Genomic DNA, 14510 nt, shown 5'->3' on the forward strand with positions numbered 1-14510 from the left:
CTTACATTAAGATAATCTGCACGGATTGATATCAGCGTCTCTTTACAAGCAACTGTTTTATCGCATAGACCATAACGTAAAAACGGTGGAAAAGTGATTTCACCACAAAATCAATGAATACAACAACGGTAATCAATATGTTTCCGATAGAAACACTCATTACATTTATCTGTATTTCAACCTGCCTGTGCTTCTTACCAGGCCCTGATAATCTTTTCGTTTTAAGTCAATCGGCAATAAATGGGCGTCAATCAGGCATATTTATTACCATCGGCCTGTGTGCCGGATTAATCATACATACTTCACTAATTTCACTCGGGGTTGCCACAATAATAAAAAATAATACAATCGCCTTCGAAACGATCAGGGTATTTGGAATACTTTACCTCAGCTATCTGGCCTGGTCAGTTTTCAAGGCCAAGCCGATACCACTTAATCGCAATACCATCAATTTTAGTAATACAAGGAAACTCATAAAAAGAGGATTGATAATGAATTTATCCAATCCAAAAGTGATTATCTTCTTTTTAGCGTTCTTACCTCAGTTTACTGACAACAAAATAATTGCCCTATCGTTCTCAATGCAATTATTATTTTTGGGGTTATTATTTGTGATTATTGCTTTTATTGCATTGACATTTATATCCTATTTATCTGGATTTTTAAACAAGGTGATCACCAATAAACCCTCAATACAAACTGCACTGAATAAAATCACCTGTTTAATATTGATAATATTAGCCATTAACCTGGCGATTAATTAATTTCACATTCTGACGGCGAACATCCCAAACCTCAATACGACATTGTATTGAATAGTTAGACAGAAAAATTGACATGCCGATACTGAACATCATGCATCAACATGAAAAAATAAACGATGGCTGATTTACATCCGTTACGGCTAAGTTTGCGAATCCTTTCGCCATTTCAGCCAGTTGCATACCTGATTTCAGCGTTTCCATCGCCAGTTTCAACAATGTATTGAAATGATGTTTATGACCCGCGAATTCAGAAATTAAAAATGAGAGCAAGCATCACTAATATCAGTATAGGAATACCCGTTTCCCTGCTCTCTCTCTAATCTCTGCCTTGTTGCTCGATAGCAATGACGTTTGGATTGCTCTCCGAAATGCTGGAGAGCATGATTATGCGAGCCGGGAGACGTCTTAAATTGCCCTTCGTTCCAGTCATAAGAAAACGACAAATTCTTTTCCCGCTCAAACTTGTCCAGGTACTCTTGACGTTCATTCTCTCCCTTCTCAGCTAAGGCATTAGCTTCAGCCAGTTTCTCCGACTTCCAGTTTTCATGACTGAGTTTATTTCTTTTCTGCAGGTAGTCTTCTGAAGGTTTATTATCCGTAGGGATATCGCTTTTGTAACTAAAATCCAACGCCAGCGCTTGGGAAAACCACACTGACAAAGCCAAAAATAGGCAATAAGATCCTTTCATTTTCATCTCTTTCCTTAGGGGAACTGTAACAACAAATTATTATTTAATGATCATTATCACCTGAGGTCAATACGCCAATTTTTGTACATTTTACATTCAGACAAGATAATTCTTTACAAATCAATGTCATTTCAACATTCTGTATTTGGTTTTTTTATTATAAAAAATAAGTGAGATTCTGATGCATTCATATCCTATCTTCCATGTTGATGCCTTCACTGAAAGCGTGTTTTCTGGTAATCCTGCCGCCGTTGTTTTGTTAGACCAATGGCCATCAGATGAAACGCTGATTTCTATCGCCGCTGAAATAGGTCTTTCGGAAACGGCTTTTCTGGTCAACAATCATCTACGCTGGTTTACCCCAAAAGTCGAAGTGAATTTATGTGGGCATGCAACCTTGGCAACTGCATTTGTTCTCGTGACATATTATCACTATCAAGATCAACCAATCACCTTCAAAAGCCGTGCCGGTGGACTCCGCGTTTCACATCAACAGGGTGTTTTTACATTAGATTTTCCTACCGCTGATTACCATAAAGAAAACGCACTCCTTCCGGTGATACTAGATGTTCTACGACAAAATGTTTCCGCCGTGTACACTTCGCATGATCGTTATATTTGTGTGCTGGATGGTGTAGAACAGATCATCAATACCCAACCAAATTTCGATAAAATGGCTGCCCTGCCCCTGCCGGGACTGATCATAACTGCGCTTGGCGATTCATCGGCTGATTTTGTCTCACGTTATTTTGCCCCTGCCAAAGGCATCAACGAAGATCCCGTCACTGGCTCCAGCCATTGTGTCCTCGCTCCTTTTTGGGGGAAACGCCTTAATAAAACCGAGCTTCATGCTCGTCAATTATCCGAACGCGGGGGTGAACTGTCATGTCGGATAGAGGGAGATCGTGTTTACCTGACGGGTAAAGCAAAACTTTTTTCACGAGGTGAAATACTGTTCGAAAATATATAATGTCTTATTTTTAATCATTATGGTCAGTAGCGTGTACTCTGCTGACCATAATGGCTGGTTCACCATGAAAATGGGTTAAACGTGATGACGTACCAACAAATCCGAATTAATGTCTGCGATGGTTTTCGCCCCCGTTAACGTCATGGCCACCCGCATCTCTTTATCGATCAGATCCAGCAAATTGGAAACACCTGCTTCACCTGCGGCGGCCAGCGCATAAACAAAAGCACGCCCCAGTAAAACACTATCAGCGCCCAGAGCAAGCATTCTCACGACATCTAACCCTGTTCGAATACCAGAATCGGTAAGAATGGTAATATCATTCTTGACAGCATCGGCTATCGCAGGTAACGCGCGGGCTGTTGATAAAACACCGTCAAGCTGACGCCCGCCATGATTTGACACCACAATGCCATCAGCCCCAAAACGCACCGCATCTTTGGCGTCTTCCGGATCCAATATGCCTTTGATAATCATCGGCCCTTTCCAGAAATCACGGATCCACTCCAAATCTTTCCATGAAATGGATGGATCAAAGTTATTCCCCAACCAGCCAATATAATCTTCCAATTTCGTCGGTTTGCCGCGATATACGGAGATATTGCCAAGATCATGAGGTCGCCCCCACAACCCTACATCCCATGCCCATTGAGGATGGGTTATTGCCTGCAAAATACGACGCATCGCCGCATTTGGGCCACTCATACCAGAGTGAGCATCACGATAACGGGCGCCCGGTACTGGCATGTCAACGGTAAATACCAGGTTTTTGACGCCTGCCGCCTGTGCTCTTTCCAGGACATTGCGCATAAAGCCACGATCTTTCAATACATAGAGCTGAAACCATATTGGACGATCTATGGCAGAAGCAACTTCTTCAATCGGGCATACGGATACCGTCGACAGGGTAAGCGGAATGCCTTTTTTAGCCGCAGCACGAGCTGCCTGTACCTCACCACGACGAGCATACATGCCCGATAGTCCCACCGGCGCAAGCGCGACCGGCATCGACATTTTTTCTCCGAACAAGTGGGTTTCCAGGCTTAATTCGGACATATCTTTCAACACACGCTGACGTAATTCAATATTGGCTAAATCTGCGGTATTACGTTGAAGGGTATGCTCTGCATAGGCTCCGCCATCAATATAGTGGAACAGAAAAGGCGGTAACTTGGCCTGTGCTGCAACCCGATAATCAGTTGAAGCGGAAATAATCATAATATATACCTTAATGTTAAAAAGTGATTCGCACATGTCTCACGATGCCAGAATCAAAGCCATCACAGCCGCAATTCCCCCATAGACCAGCATAGGCAAAATGGTTTTTTTCATAATCTGGCCTTCTGCATGGGTGATCCCTAAAATAGAGCAAACCGCAATAATGTTATTCAAACAAATCATATTGCCCATCGCTCCACCAACGGATTGCAGAGCCAACATCAAATTGACATTCATGCCATTGTTCAGCGCGATGGAATATTGTATTCCACCAAATGTCAGGTTAGACACGGTATTAGAACCGGAGAAAAAGGAACCCAATGCGCCCAAAAACGAAGAGAACAATAACCAACTTTCACCTGTCATTGCGGCTAAAGCCTTACCTATTATTATTACCGGTGCATTTTCATTGCCTAACATCATCATGTTCACCATCACTAATGCACCCAATAACGCAATAAATGGCTTAGAAATACGCGCGCCTGTCTCACGGAACATTTGCTTTACCTGATGGCGGTTCAGTTGAAACAAGGGAATGCATACCAATACCACCAGAAGAAACGGGATAATGGCCGGCACATATAGTGTCTTGTAGCTGGCAGAAGCGGTTGTCCCCAAAACTTGCTGCAAACTGATCACGAAAGATTTGCTAACACTCAAATTACCCAACCAGCCCAAATGCCATTGCCAGTTGATCTCAGCACTATTCAGCCATGCCTTGATACCCAGTTGATGAATTCGGGTGACAATCAAGATCCCAATCAATAACAAGGTCGGGAGCATGGCCTTAATCACGTGGTGAAAAGGGACAACCTGCCCGGAATTTGTTCTTTCTTCGTGGTTTTCTTCGCGTTTTATGCCAATCCGCAGGCGAGCAAGGAGGACGGATAAAGCCAGCCCAATAGCACCGCCGACCAACGCCGGAAATTCATAATTGATCTGAGCTAATAGGAGATAAGGCACGCTACAACTCAATATGCTTAAGAAGATAAACAAGATGTTTTGACGAATTTCTTGCCATGAGACAATAAAACGTAACGCCAACAGGGGAATAACAAAACCGGCAATAAAGTGGATTAACGCACTCAGTCGCCCGATGTCTAATAAACTGTCATCCGATAAGCCAAGGTTGGTAAAACCAAACCAGGTCGGCGTGCCGACTGCACCGAAAGAGACGGGAACCGAGTTCATCACCAAAGCTAACAAAGCAACTCGTAAAGGATTAAATCCTAAACCGACCAGGATCGGCGCGGCTATCGCGGCCGGTGTGCCAAAACCACTGGCACCTTCAATCATAAAAGCAAACGCCCAACCAATGATCATCAATTGAGCCACGGGATTTGGGCTGATATTTTCTAACCAATTGCGCACAACATTTTCAGACCCACTGATTTGCATCAATTTATTCAGTAATATTGCGCCTAAAATAATCGTAATAGGTGTAAAAACGGAAATCAGCGCGGTAACAATATTGGCATGTAATAATGTGAGTTGAGTGCCAAACCAAAATAATTGGATGAAATACACCATGGCGGCGGTTAACGGCAAAGCAATAAAGGATGGAATACCATGACGTTTAGTCATCATCCAAATCAGCAGGACAATCGGAGCAATGCTGAAAAATAAGGGCATAGATTCCTCAAAGTGGCTATTTTTATATAGAGTAAGAAATGTAACTAAAAAGTTAATTCAAAACAGCGCCATTATAATCACAATTATTCCGAAGCTCCTACGTTGTGATTTTTAATCAAGGGGAATAATACCCATTGACGCGGACTAGCCCACTTAATCGTTAACAATATAATTTATTAAAAAATCAAATAGATAAAATAATTTATTCAATTGAAATAATAGGTAACTCACATTAATTAGACATGAATTTTCAATAGACTATCGCCAAAAATGAGATAATCTCTGCCGATGATGCTTAACAAATTCTGGCCTGCATTGTGGCGAACGAGCATACACCTTATCCTCTCCTTCGTTAGGCGAGGAAGAATAAAGGCATCTTGAAATATAATGAGGATATTGCTATTCCGGCAGCGAAAAAGATTAGAAATAATGACTGATATTGTTGTAAGAAATCATGATATGCTCAATCAGCATTCGGATTTTCAAGGGTAGATTCCGGGTATAAGGATAAACAGCATAGACACCTAATACTTTGCCGCTGCATCCTGTCAGGATTTCCAGCAACTTCCCCGCCTGCAAATCTTCATACACCATAACACGCGGAACCATCGCAATACCAAATCCACCTAATACAGCTTTACGAATTGCCAAGGCATTATTGGAAGAAAAATTGCCGTTTACCTGTAATTCATAAATATCACCACTGTCTGGCCGCTTCATTAACCAGTTGGCTGTGCCACTTTCCTGATGGATATAAGTCAGGCAATTATGCATGAGAAGATCTTCCGCCAATTGTGGCTGCGGATGTTTCTCCAAATAACCGGGAGAACAGACAATGACCCAACGCGAATTTAATATCGGCCTGGCGATCAAACTGGAATCTGGCATTGTGCCGGTACGAATGGCTAAATCAATGCCTTCATTAACCAAATCAACAAAATGATTTTCCAACCGTATTTCAACTTTTAATTTTGGGTGAAGGCTACAGAATTCAGCTACTTTCTCACTCAAAAGTAATTCACCTGATACGGTGGGTACAGACATCCGAATCACACCAGCGAGTTCGTCACTTTTTTCACTGACAACATGTAATGCATCCTGGATCCGTATACTGATTTCTTTGGCATGTTGATAAAGTTCCCGTCCATTCTCCGTTAAAGTAAGACTGCGGGTAGTACGATATAATAGACGAGCGCCAAGCGATTTTTCCAAACGCCCGATACGTTTACTGATAACTGAACTCGTGATACCCGCACTTTCTGCCGCTTTACTGAAAGACCCACAGTCGACAATCAAGGCAAACAAGATCAAATCGTTTGCATATTCATGGGTAAATAACATCACTTTATCTACTTAATTTGTGTACTTCAATGTGCATTCAAGGCAGACAGTTTAAACGCTGTCAGTCATAAATCAATAATATACTTATGTCACGATATCGTGACATTATGTCCAACATCCAGATAAACCAAGCGATTATTTTTATCATCAATAAGCAAAGTACCCATCCGATACATCATGCATTTCTTAGAAAATGACATTTAACTTCCTCATCGAATATCAGATAGCATAAAACAGCGTTTAAAATAATCATTTCACCTTACCACCGACAGGCGCTATTTAAGCGCCTTTTTCTGTTAACATACTTTTCAAAATATCATAGACAGGTAACAGATGAGTAAAGCCATCTCTATCAAGAAAATGTCCACTATTAGCAACATTAATCACTTCAGTTTGTAAAGAGTGCGCCAATTTCAGGGAAGATTGCGGGGAAACAATATCGTCATTAGCAGAAATGAGTGAAATACGGTGTTCAGTGATCTCACGTAAGAAAGCATAATCTAACGGTTCAACAGTAAAAGTATTTAACTCTGGTAACGTGCGTTGAGGAGAATCAAACCCAGCCACCAAAACATATCCACCAAGATGACGATACCGAGAACGTATCGATTCGAGATGTCGTAATACAGCAATACAACCGAGGCTATGACCAATAAAAATCGAGTTTTTATCGACTTCAGGCACGATATCCATCAACATATCTGCCCATGCTTCAGGTTCAGGCGCCGAGGATTCAGGCATTGTCGGGACAATCACTTCTGCACCTTGTTGCTGCAGTTTTTCTTTTAACCAGGGAAACCAATGTGATGAAGATGAAGCCATATACCCATGAACAATAATGATTTTTTTGCCTGAAAACAGACCGTGACGACTTATTTTTTCTGATGTCATTGATTTTATCCCACGTAATAATTCATCCATTTAAGGAGGTAAACCACCTGAGTATTAATCACTTATGACTGATATAAGTCAAGGAATTATAGATAATCGCAGTCTGGATTTTACTTATGTCTTTTTTGGTGCCGCTAACTTATCGCGCACCGCCATTAGTGCAATCCCTAATAAATTCAAACCATTCCATGTCAACGGATTATGGATATTCACAGTATCTTCTGCCAACCCGATCCCCCAAATGCGATCGACCGGACTAGCCTCAACTAATATTTTATCCCCCGTGTTCAATAAAAATTCTGCTAATGATTTATTTTGAGAAAACTTTGCTAAGTTTCCTTCAATCACTATTTTTAACCGGTGTTCATCCCAAACTGATTGGTCAAAACCTTGTATTTCACGCCCATAGGCTTTTGCTGCCCCTGAAGTTTTTGCATTGATAATTTTTATCAGTGCTTCGGCATCATTAAACAAACGCGCTTTCTCTGCCATCATATAATGTTCCGCACTAGGGCAACCGCATGAATGTTCAAATATCATCCAAACCGGAAAACCCTGCTTGTAATACCTGCTCCAAAAAGCCGATTTTCATCCAGGCTCGTTTACGTTTCATTCTGATACTTAATTTAGTCGTTTCTTTTTTTAACATATTTAACGCGACCCGTCTCAATATCGCGATGTTTTCCGCTGCATTTTTACGGTAAATTTTGCAGTCATCTTCCCGAAAGGAGACATCCAGTATCCAGTGAAGATTATTTTCGATCTGCCAGTGGCTACGTATGGCCTGAGCAAACTGTTCTTCTGTTAACTCTGCTGAACTGATGGCGTAACGGTATTCCAGGCTGGCGGATTTTCCTTTTTCTTGCCGGTATCCGACTGTCACGCCAACTGTTTTTAATTCAGGCCATTCCGGGAAATGGGCGACTAATGAACTCGCATCCATGACATGACTTTGCCTAATTTCAATACGTCCATGCCCCTGTTCTATGTGTACTTTTTCTCTTGTCAATGACCCGGAGAGTTGTCCCGCCAGTGCCTCCCTGACTACACGGTGGAGATTTTTCTGATTGTCTTTCACACTCAGCAAATAATCAGCGCCCGCCTCAATAATGTCCCGGGCTATCTGGGTTTGACATCCCATTGCATCAATGGAAATGAGGGCGCCTTTCAGTTCCAATAACTTAATCAGTTCAGGGATGGCAGTGATCTCATTTGACTTACTTTGTGTTCTGACCTGACCAATGACGAGTTGGTTTGCAGCGGCGTAAGCACTCACCATGTGGAGAGTTGAATAACGATCTTCACGATGATAAGAGCCACGCAATACTTTACCGTCGATCGCCACTAATTCCCCTTTGGTGAGTTGGTGAACAGAACGCATCCAGTTGATAAAACAGAGATTAAATTGTTCTGGTTTGATGCGAGAAAGGACCCGGGCAATGGTGTCATCAACAGGAACGCCTTCTTTGAACATACCTTGTTTAAGAAACCAGTCATGATGGCCTTCAGTATATTCCTGAATATCACTCCAGCCCTCCGCCCCCGCAATAATCGCGCAAAGGGTGGCAAACAAAATGTCAAATAAAGGATAGGCCACTTTGGCCGTCTGACGTGGGTCTTCGATATCGGAGAAATGGTCAGTGAAACTGTCAAGGTACATGGTATTGACTCTCAAAAGAGAGTATAAGATCACAGCTATTTACTCGAATCAACTTAATTTACCGTTGGCTAAAAAACATTCGCGATCTTGCCCTGTGTTCCGCACTGGTATATTTTACATCATCAATAATAAATGGAGCCAGATACCACTGACTTAGACAAGATTTAGTGATTTGGTTGGAATGATTGGTCTTATGTCCCCAGAAAAAAAGATATTTCAGTTTTTTTCCTGATTGATGCAAACAACACAAGGTCTTAACATCCATATTAATTCTCCATAACACAATAAATTAGCTTTAATAAATAACAACCACTATCATACAATTTTTTTTATGTTTGTCGATAAATATCACACCCATTTCATTGAAATAAATAAGAATACCAAAGTAAACTTAAACAAAAATAACTTATGTCAACGATAGTCAGTGCCAGCAATGGCCTATTTTTTTGAATAAATTTTCATATTATCCTTAAGTTATTTCATCGTTAATTTACGACCGAGAACAAATACCGCCGCCAACCCCACCAAATCAATCGTGATTAAAGTCCCAGCAAATAACATTTCGCCTCGGAAAGCAAAAATCGTCGCCACAATGAGGATAAAGATCGCAATAAAAAAGCCCATCCATTGCCCTCTTCTATCCCTGTTTATTAATCCATTCAATGCCTTATTTTGCTTTTCATGTTGAAAAACCTGCTCTTTTTCTCTCAGAGAAAACACCCTCTCGGTGTACCCTGGTAAAATTGATTCATAATTTTTTAACTCATCAGGAGATGGAAATGAACCAACACAATAGGAAATTTCCTTGTTTTCAGCCAAATATTTATTGAGTGAATGCGTTTCTAAAGCATCATGGTAATCATTTGTGGGCATAATATCGAGAATGCTCCCTATCGCTCTGAAGTAATGACTAATATTCGCGTTCACGTCTTCTCCATCAGTAATATACAGCAAAAATACGTTAATAAAATCAGTAGATTAATTAAGTTCAACCCATAATAGATATCAATTAATTATACTTCTGATATTTTTCCTGATCGCGATATGCTTTGTTTTTGACTTGGGAACGGACGGCATTCTTCCGCCTTGTAGGTGCCATCTTTTTGACGAATCAAAAATATTTGACGCCCTGAACGCAATGCCTTACTGATCGCAGTTTGATGAACGCCCACCAAACGCGCTGCATTCGCTTGACCATTCAACTTCACATATTCTGACAATGGGATCTTTTCCATACACTTTCTCCTTCGCTCACAAAATAATATCCAAAGTAATAAATATTTCAATACTTTTAGTATTTATCATTTTAATAGCGTTGGTATTAAAATGAGTCTATGAAAAAGAAACTCACAGCAGAACAACTTGCCGAAGCAGCACGCTTAAAAGCGCTATTTGAATCCAGGAAAAAACAGCTCGGTATTTCTCAGGAAATACTTGCAGAGGAAATTGGCAAGACACAAAGTGCAATTTCACACTATCTCAATGGGATAAATGCCCTTAATTTGGAGATGGCGGCTTTTTTTGCCCAAAAACTGAACGTTCGAATTGCAGATTTCAGCCCATCACTGGATAAACAAGCCAGAAAACTTGTCGCCATTCTCTATGGTGATAATGTTGAATTTGCCAGTTATCTGTTCTCCCGCAAACAGTACCCACTACTCGATTGGGTCAATGCAGGTCACTGGTGTGAAGATCCCGCGCCTAAATACCAGACAAACCACATTGCAACAATATATGAAAGCACGATTGAGTGTTCACAACGTGCTTTTTGGCTGGAAGTCAAAGGCAATTCAATGGTATCACCGAATGGACTCAGCATACCGCAAGGTATGATCATTTTAGTTGATCCAGAAGTGAAACCTGCTCCCAATAACTTAGTCGTCGCAAAACTCGATGGCGAGAAAGAACTAACTTTCAAGCAACTGATTACAGAAGGATATGATAAATATTTAAAACCGTTGAATCCCCAATACAATATGATTCCCGTCAACGATCATGTACAGATTGTCGGGGTGGTTATGGAAGCGAAAGTGGGGAAATTGCCTTAAATTAGCACCTAAAATGACTGACTCCATCGAAAAAACAATTTTGTCAAAATATCGAGCCCGTATCGCCACACCAAACCACTCATACAACAGGTATCCTGGTGCTAAATTTGACGAATGGGCGTTGAATGTCTTGTTTATCCGTCAACAGGAGAAGACAAAACAAAAAGAAAAGCACCCTTCACGTTAGACGAAAGATCCAACTTTCGGGGTGCAGTGCAGAATGAGGACTATGATATTTGCATATTAGAAACGATAGCCAACACCCACGACAAATGTTCCTACTTTAGCATTATCCAAACCAGAGTATTCGTAGGTAACATCAACAGCGACATTTGAGATAGGGTTAAATTGTAATCCCGCACCATAGGCAACAGCGGTTTTTTCTTCATTGTGAAGTGAATATGTTCCAAAACCAGATCCAGTCCGAAAATCGCTCATTTTAGCCGCACCGATCAAGGCATAGGTGCTGACATATTCATTAAAACGATATGCCGGGCCAGCCATCCATGATCTATAAGTGATTTCTTGGTTCAGTTTTGCAATATTACCTAAGTAAAGCGTTTCATCTACCCTGGTCAACGTGAACGAGCCTATAACGCCCCAATGATCATTAACTTCATAACGATATTTCAAGTTTAAACCTCTTGGATCTTTACCCAGCAGTCTTTCTCCTTCCTCCATCTTCACATCGCTTTGCGCGAAGCCTACTGAAATAGTGTGTTCCCCACTTGCGTTTGCTGTAAATGAAGTCATGCATAATCCAGCAACAATAGCTGAGCTCAATAGCGTTTTTTTTATTATTAATATCTCGTTCGTTGTATAAATCGGGCGCAAATATACAGTAACGCCTCAAAAACGCAATAAAAAAATAACTCTAAAAAATTAGTTTATATAAAGAAGTTAACATAAGTTATTTTTAATAAAATATTTTTATTTCCAAGCAAGCGTCATAAAACATTAGCAGCTAATGTACCAAAATCAGCAGCATTTCCTGCCCGCCCAACCGTTTTCGTTAAGCTGATATTTAATAAAACTAATTAATTACATGATGCCCGTGATCAATAGAGCAAAATTGGTCGTTACCGGAGGGTTGCGGGCAGACAATCAGGCTATCGGCAAAAAGTGTGAGGCTTCCAGCTTTTGCAATATGCCAGTCGCGCATACTTTGTCAGCTTGGGAATCAATAATTTCTTGGGTGGTTTTAGGCTAAGCTATCCACAATTTCAAATATATCGATTGGTATCTAGATTTTGTTCGCCTCTCCCCACTCACACATCATGTTTAAAACAGGCACTAAAGATAAGCCTCTTTCTGATAATTGATATTCCACTTTTGGCGGAATTTGGGGGTACTCGGTTCGAATAACAAGATCACTCTTCTCTAACTCTTTAAGTGTAAGGCTTAATGTTTTATAGGAAATTGAACCTATACAGCGTTGTAATTCATTAAACCGTAATACCGGCTTATATTGTGCCAGCCAGTACAAAATAATCATTTTGTACTTACCGTTGAGTACAGAAAGTGTGTACCCATAACCTGTATCACCGATGTTAATTCCAGTTGGACTACAGATGTTTTTTTACTCAATATATCCATTTTTTATCCGCACTCAGTAACGAAACTTTGTAGTTATACTGCATATCTCGTCCATCGATATACTTAATAGTAAGGCTACTTTAGTGCTAATCCATTAAACTGATTGGCACTTTTAGCGTTCTATCAAAGAAATATTCCATCGGGGAGGCATTACTTATCTGAAGTGTATCTCTGGGACTGTCTACAACGGTAATCATGATATATCTCTGTACTATCGTAGTGAATTTGAACGCCCTAAAATTCTTAGCAAACTTTACCGGTACTTCAGTTCTTTTTTGACAGTTCTTTATTCATAGCGAAGACTGTACCTGATAACGAAATAGCTAGAATTCCGATAACAACCCAAGCAAAGGAAGTGGTTCCTACCCTATCAAGTAAAATGCCGCCAACGACACCGCCACAAGCAACTGCAGTATTCCAGCCCGTTGTATACATGGCTTGAGCAACATCAACTGAGTTACCTGCAAAACGAGATAATGCTGTTTGGGTAATAGTCGCGAAGCCGCCAAAGGAGAGACCCCATATCAAGACAGAGGGATAAACCATCTGCGCAAAATTACCCCATAAACCAAGAAACAAAGCAGAAAGAGCAAAAACCATAATGTTTGCTACGGCAAGAAATTGCAGCTTACGATCGACCATTACACCAACGAACCATAGCCCAATGACAGAGCCGAAACCAAAGACTAGGAGAACAATATCGACATTAGCTGACAAATTCGACATCGTCAGGAATGGTTCGATGTATATGTAGAGAACGTTGTGGGCGACAACGAATGACATGACCACAAAAAGGACTGAGCGAATGCCACTCTTCATAAAAACACCAATCAACGGCTGACGCTGCTCTTTGGATTGGCCAAGGAAATCAGGAACGATAACGATTACCCATAGGATGAGTAAGATTGCCACAGCACTCATCATCCCAAAAGCGCCTTGCCAACCAAATGCCCGCCCCAATAATGAACCAAGCGGCACGCCAAGCACTAATGCTATCGTCGCGCCTGCAGTCGCGATTGCTATAGCTCGCCCACTTAACTGAGATGGTGACATGCGTACTGCATAGCCAGCCAGCAGCGACCAGACGATACCACCGAAAACGCCAGCAAAGAATCGTGCAACGATAGAGAGAGTATAGCTGTCAGAAATCGCAGTAATAAGGTTGACCAGTGCAAACCCTAAGATCGCAGTCAATAGCAGTGGTCGCCGACGTATTCCTTGCGTAAGTGCAGTTACAGGAATAGCTGCAATAAGAGCCCCCACCGCGTAAGCTGTGATGAACTGACCCGCTAGGCTTTCAGAGACATCTAGCCCTTCGGCAATAGACGTGAGCAGTCCTGCTGGCATGATCTCAGTTAATAGCGTCAAAAATGCTGCCATCGAAAGCGCTAAAAGCGCCGCCAGCGGTAAATCTTGACTATTGACAAGTGAATCTGAAGTTTTAGTATTAGGCATATTATGCTTGTCTCTTGATGTCATTCGTTTTTCCCCTCAAATTTCCGATATTAAATGCTCAACTCATGCCATAAAAGCGTCGGTATTTTCATGTATATAATCACTTATCACTGCCTCCCCGAACGAACTTTTACTTACTTTAAGACTATCTACATGGCTTTTTGCGAACGTCTATAACCTATCGCTTAGCTGCACGAATGCAAAAACAAGATTATGGCTCTAGGAGAATGGAGGAAAAATAGGTTA

15 protein-coding genes are annotated in these 14510 nt (G+C 41.2%); 3 read left to right on the top strand and 12 right to left on the bottom strand.

Annotation, left to right across the window (positions count from 1 at the left end):
• Window positions 1-137: 137 nt before the first annotated feature.
• Entirely contained in the window at window positions 138-764 is a 627-nt protein-coding gene (locus XPG1_RS17600) for a LysE family translocator (protein ID WP_045958859.1), read from the top strand.
• 254 nt (window positions 765-1018) lie between these two features.
• Here XPG1_RS17600 and XPG1_RS09485 read toward each other — a convergent pair whose 3' ends face one another.
• Entirely contained in the window at window positions 1019-1453 is a 435-nt protein-coding gene (locus XPG1_RS09485; protein ID WP_231852991.1) for a hypothetical protein, read from the bottom strand.
• A gap of 181 nt (window positions 1454-1634) precedes the next feature.
• On the opposite strand from XPG1_RS09485, the gene XPG1_RS09490 reads away from it, so the two are divergent.
• Window positions 1635-2423: a PhzF family phenazine biosynthesis protein gene (locus tag XPG1_RS09490; RefSeq protein WP_045958861.1), complete on the top strand. Its 789-nt coding sequence runs from the start codon at window positions 1635-1637 to the stop codon at window positions 2421-2423.
• 75 nt (window positions 2424-2498) lie between these two features.
• Here XPG1_RS09490 and lldD read toward each other — a convergent pair whose 3' ends face one another.
• From lldD to XPG1_RS09530, 8 genes are all read right to left on the bottom strand, one after another.
• Window positions 2499-3641 (bottom strand): FMN-dependent L-lactate dehydrogenase LldD, encoded by a 1143-nt coding sequence (lldD, locus tag XPG1_RS09495; protein WP_045958862.1) that lies wholly within the window; start codon window positions 3639-3641, stop codon window positions 2499-2501.
• 39 nt (window positions 3642-3680) lie between these two features.
• The gene (locus XPG1_RS09500; protein WP_045958863.1) at window positions 3681-5273 is read right to left on the bottom strand and encodes an L-lactate permease; all 1593 of its coding nucleotides are present in this window, start codon (window positions 5271-5273) and stop codon (window positions 3681-3683) included.
• 420 nt (window positions 5274-5693) lie between these two features.
• Entirely contained in the window at window positions 5694-6614 is a 921-nt protein-coding gene (locus tag XPG1_RS09505) for a LysR family transcriptional regulator (RefSeq protein WP_045958864.1), read from the bottom strand.
• 279 nt (window positions 6615-6893) lie between these two features.
• A complete protein-coding gene (locus XPG1_RS09510) occupies window positions 6894-7505 on the bottom strand; it encodes an RBBP9/YdeN family alpha/beta hydrolase (RefSeq protein WP_045960644.1) in 612 nt (203 codons plus the stop codon).
• A 114-nt stretch (window positions 7506-7619) separates the two neighbouring features.
• Window positions 7620-8045 (bottom strand): riboflavin biosynthesis intermediates N-glycosidase, encoded by a 426-nt coding sequence (gene ybiA / locus XPG1_RS09515; RefSeq protein WP_084717294.1) that lies wholly within the window; start codon window positions 8043-8045, stop codon window positions 7620-7622.
• Window positions 8035-9165 (bottom strand): ISAs1 family transposase, encoded by a 1131-nt coding sequence (locus tag XPG1_RS09520; RefSeq protein WP_045958865.1) that lies wholly within the window; start codon window positions 9163-9165, stop codon window positions 8035-8037. The genes ybiA and XPG1_RS09520 overlap by 11 nt, the downstream gene beginning before the upstream one ends.
• Before the next feature lie 474 nt (window positions 9166-9639).
• On the bottom strand, window positions 9640-10092 hold the full coding sequence (locus tag XPG1_RS09525; RefSeq protein WP_045958866.1) for a DUF2335 domain-containing protein: 453 nt from the start codon (window positions 10090-10092) through the stop codon (window positions 9640-9642).
• 86 nt (window positions 10093-10178) lie between these two features.
• The gene (locus tag XPG1_RS09530) at window positions 10179-10400 is read right to left on the bottom strand and encodes a Cro/CI family transcriptional regulator (protein ID WP_045958867.1); all 222 of its coding nucleotides are present in this window, start codon (window positions 10398-10400) and stop codon (window positions 10179-10181) included.
• Window positions 10401-10499: 99 nt separating this feature from the next.
• On the opposite strand from XPG1_RS09530, the gene XPG1_RS09535 reads away from it, so the two are divergent.
• Entirely contained in the window at window positions 10500-11213 is a 714-nt protein-coding gene (locus XPG1_RS09535) for a LexA family protein (RefSeq protein ID WP_045958868.1), read from the top strand.
• Window positions 11214-11456: 243 nt separating this feature from the next.
• On the opposite strand, the gene XPG1_RS09540 is transcribed toward XPG1_RS09535, so the two are convergent.
• The 3 genes from XPG1_RS09540 to XPG1_RS09550 form a co-directional block, all read right to left on the bottom strand.
• Window positions 11457-12011, bottom strand: a complete 555-nt coding sequence (locus XPG1_RS09540) for an Ail/Lom family outer membrane beta-barrel protein (RefSeq protein ID WP_045960648.1) — start codon at window positions 12009-12011, stop codon at window positions 11457-11459.
• Between the two features lie 445 nt (window positions 12012-12456).
• Window positions 12457-12786, bottom strand: coding sequence for a winged helix-turn-helix transcriptional regulator (locus XPG1_RS09545; RefSeq protein ID WP_045958869.1), 330 nt, complete (start codon window positions 12784-12786; stop codon window positions 12457-12459).
• A gap of 287 nt (window positions 12787-13073) precedes the next feature.
• Entirely contained in the window at window positions 13074-14288 is a 1215-nt protein-coding gene (locus XPG1_RS09550; RefSeq protein ID WP_269450567.1) for an MFS transporter, read from the bottom strand.
• Window positions 14289-14510 lie beyond the last annotated feature (222 nt).

This window comes from Xenorhabdus poinarii G6, assembly GCF_000968175.1.
GTDB classification, from domain to species: Bacteria; Pseudomonadota; Gammaproteobacteria; order Enterobacterales; family Enterobacteriaceae; genus Xenorhabdus; species Xenorhabdus poinarii.

Excerpts from the sequence above, each read along its gene's own strand:
- XPG1_RS09535 (WP_045958868.1), top strand. The coding sequence starts at position 10,500 with ATGAAAAAGAAACTCACAGCAGAACAACTTGCCGAAGCAGCACGCTTA.
- XPG1_RS09485 (WP_231852991.1), bottom strand. The coding sequence starts at position 1,453 with ATGAAAGGATCTTATTGCCTATTTTTGGCTTTGTCAGTGTGGTTTTCC.
- lldD (WP_045958862.1), bottom strand. The coding sequence starts at position 3,641 with ATGATTATTTCCGCTTCAACTGATTATCGGGTTGCAGCACAGGCCAAG.
- ybiA (WP_084717294.1), bottom strand. The coding sequence starts at position 8,045 with ATGATATTTGAACATTCATGCGGTTGCCCTAGTGCGGAACATTATATG.
- XPG1_RS09500 (WP_045958863.1), bottom strand. The coding sequence starts at position 5,273 with ATGCCCTTATTTTTCAGCATTGCTCCGATTGTCCTGCTGATTTGGATG.
- XPG1_RS09510 (WP_045960644.1), bottom strand. The coding sequence starts at position 7,505 with ATGACATCAGAAAAAATAAGTCGTCACGGTCTGTTTTCAGGCAAAAAA.
- XPG1_RS09505 (WP_045958864.1), bottom strand. The coding sequence starts at position 6,614 with ATGTTATTTACCCATGAATATGCAAACGATTTGATCTTGTTTGCCTTG.
- XPG1_RS09530 (WP_045958867.1), bottom strand. The coding sequence starts at position 10,400 with ATGGAAAAGATCCCATTGTCAGAATATGTGAAGTTGAATGGTCAAGCG.
- XPG1_RS09490 (WP_045958861.1), top strand. The coding sequence starts at position 1,635 with ATGCATTCATATCCTATCTTCCATGTTGATGCCTTCACTGAAAGCGTG.
- XPG1_RS09550 (WP_269450567.1), bottom strand. The coding sequence starts at position 14,288 with ATGACATCAAGAGACAAGCATAATATGCCTAATACTAAAACTTCAGAT.
- XPG1_RS09520 (WP_045958865.1), bottom strand. The coding sequence starts at position 9,165 with ATGTACCTTGACAGTTTCACTGACCATTTCTCCGATATCGAAGACCCA.
- XPG1_RS17600 (WP_045958859.1), top strand. The coding sequence starts at position 138 with ATGTTTCCGATAGAAACACTCATTACATTTATCTGTATTTCAACCTGC.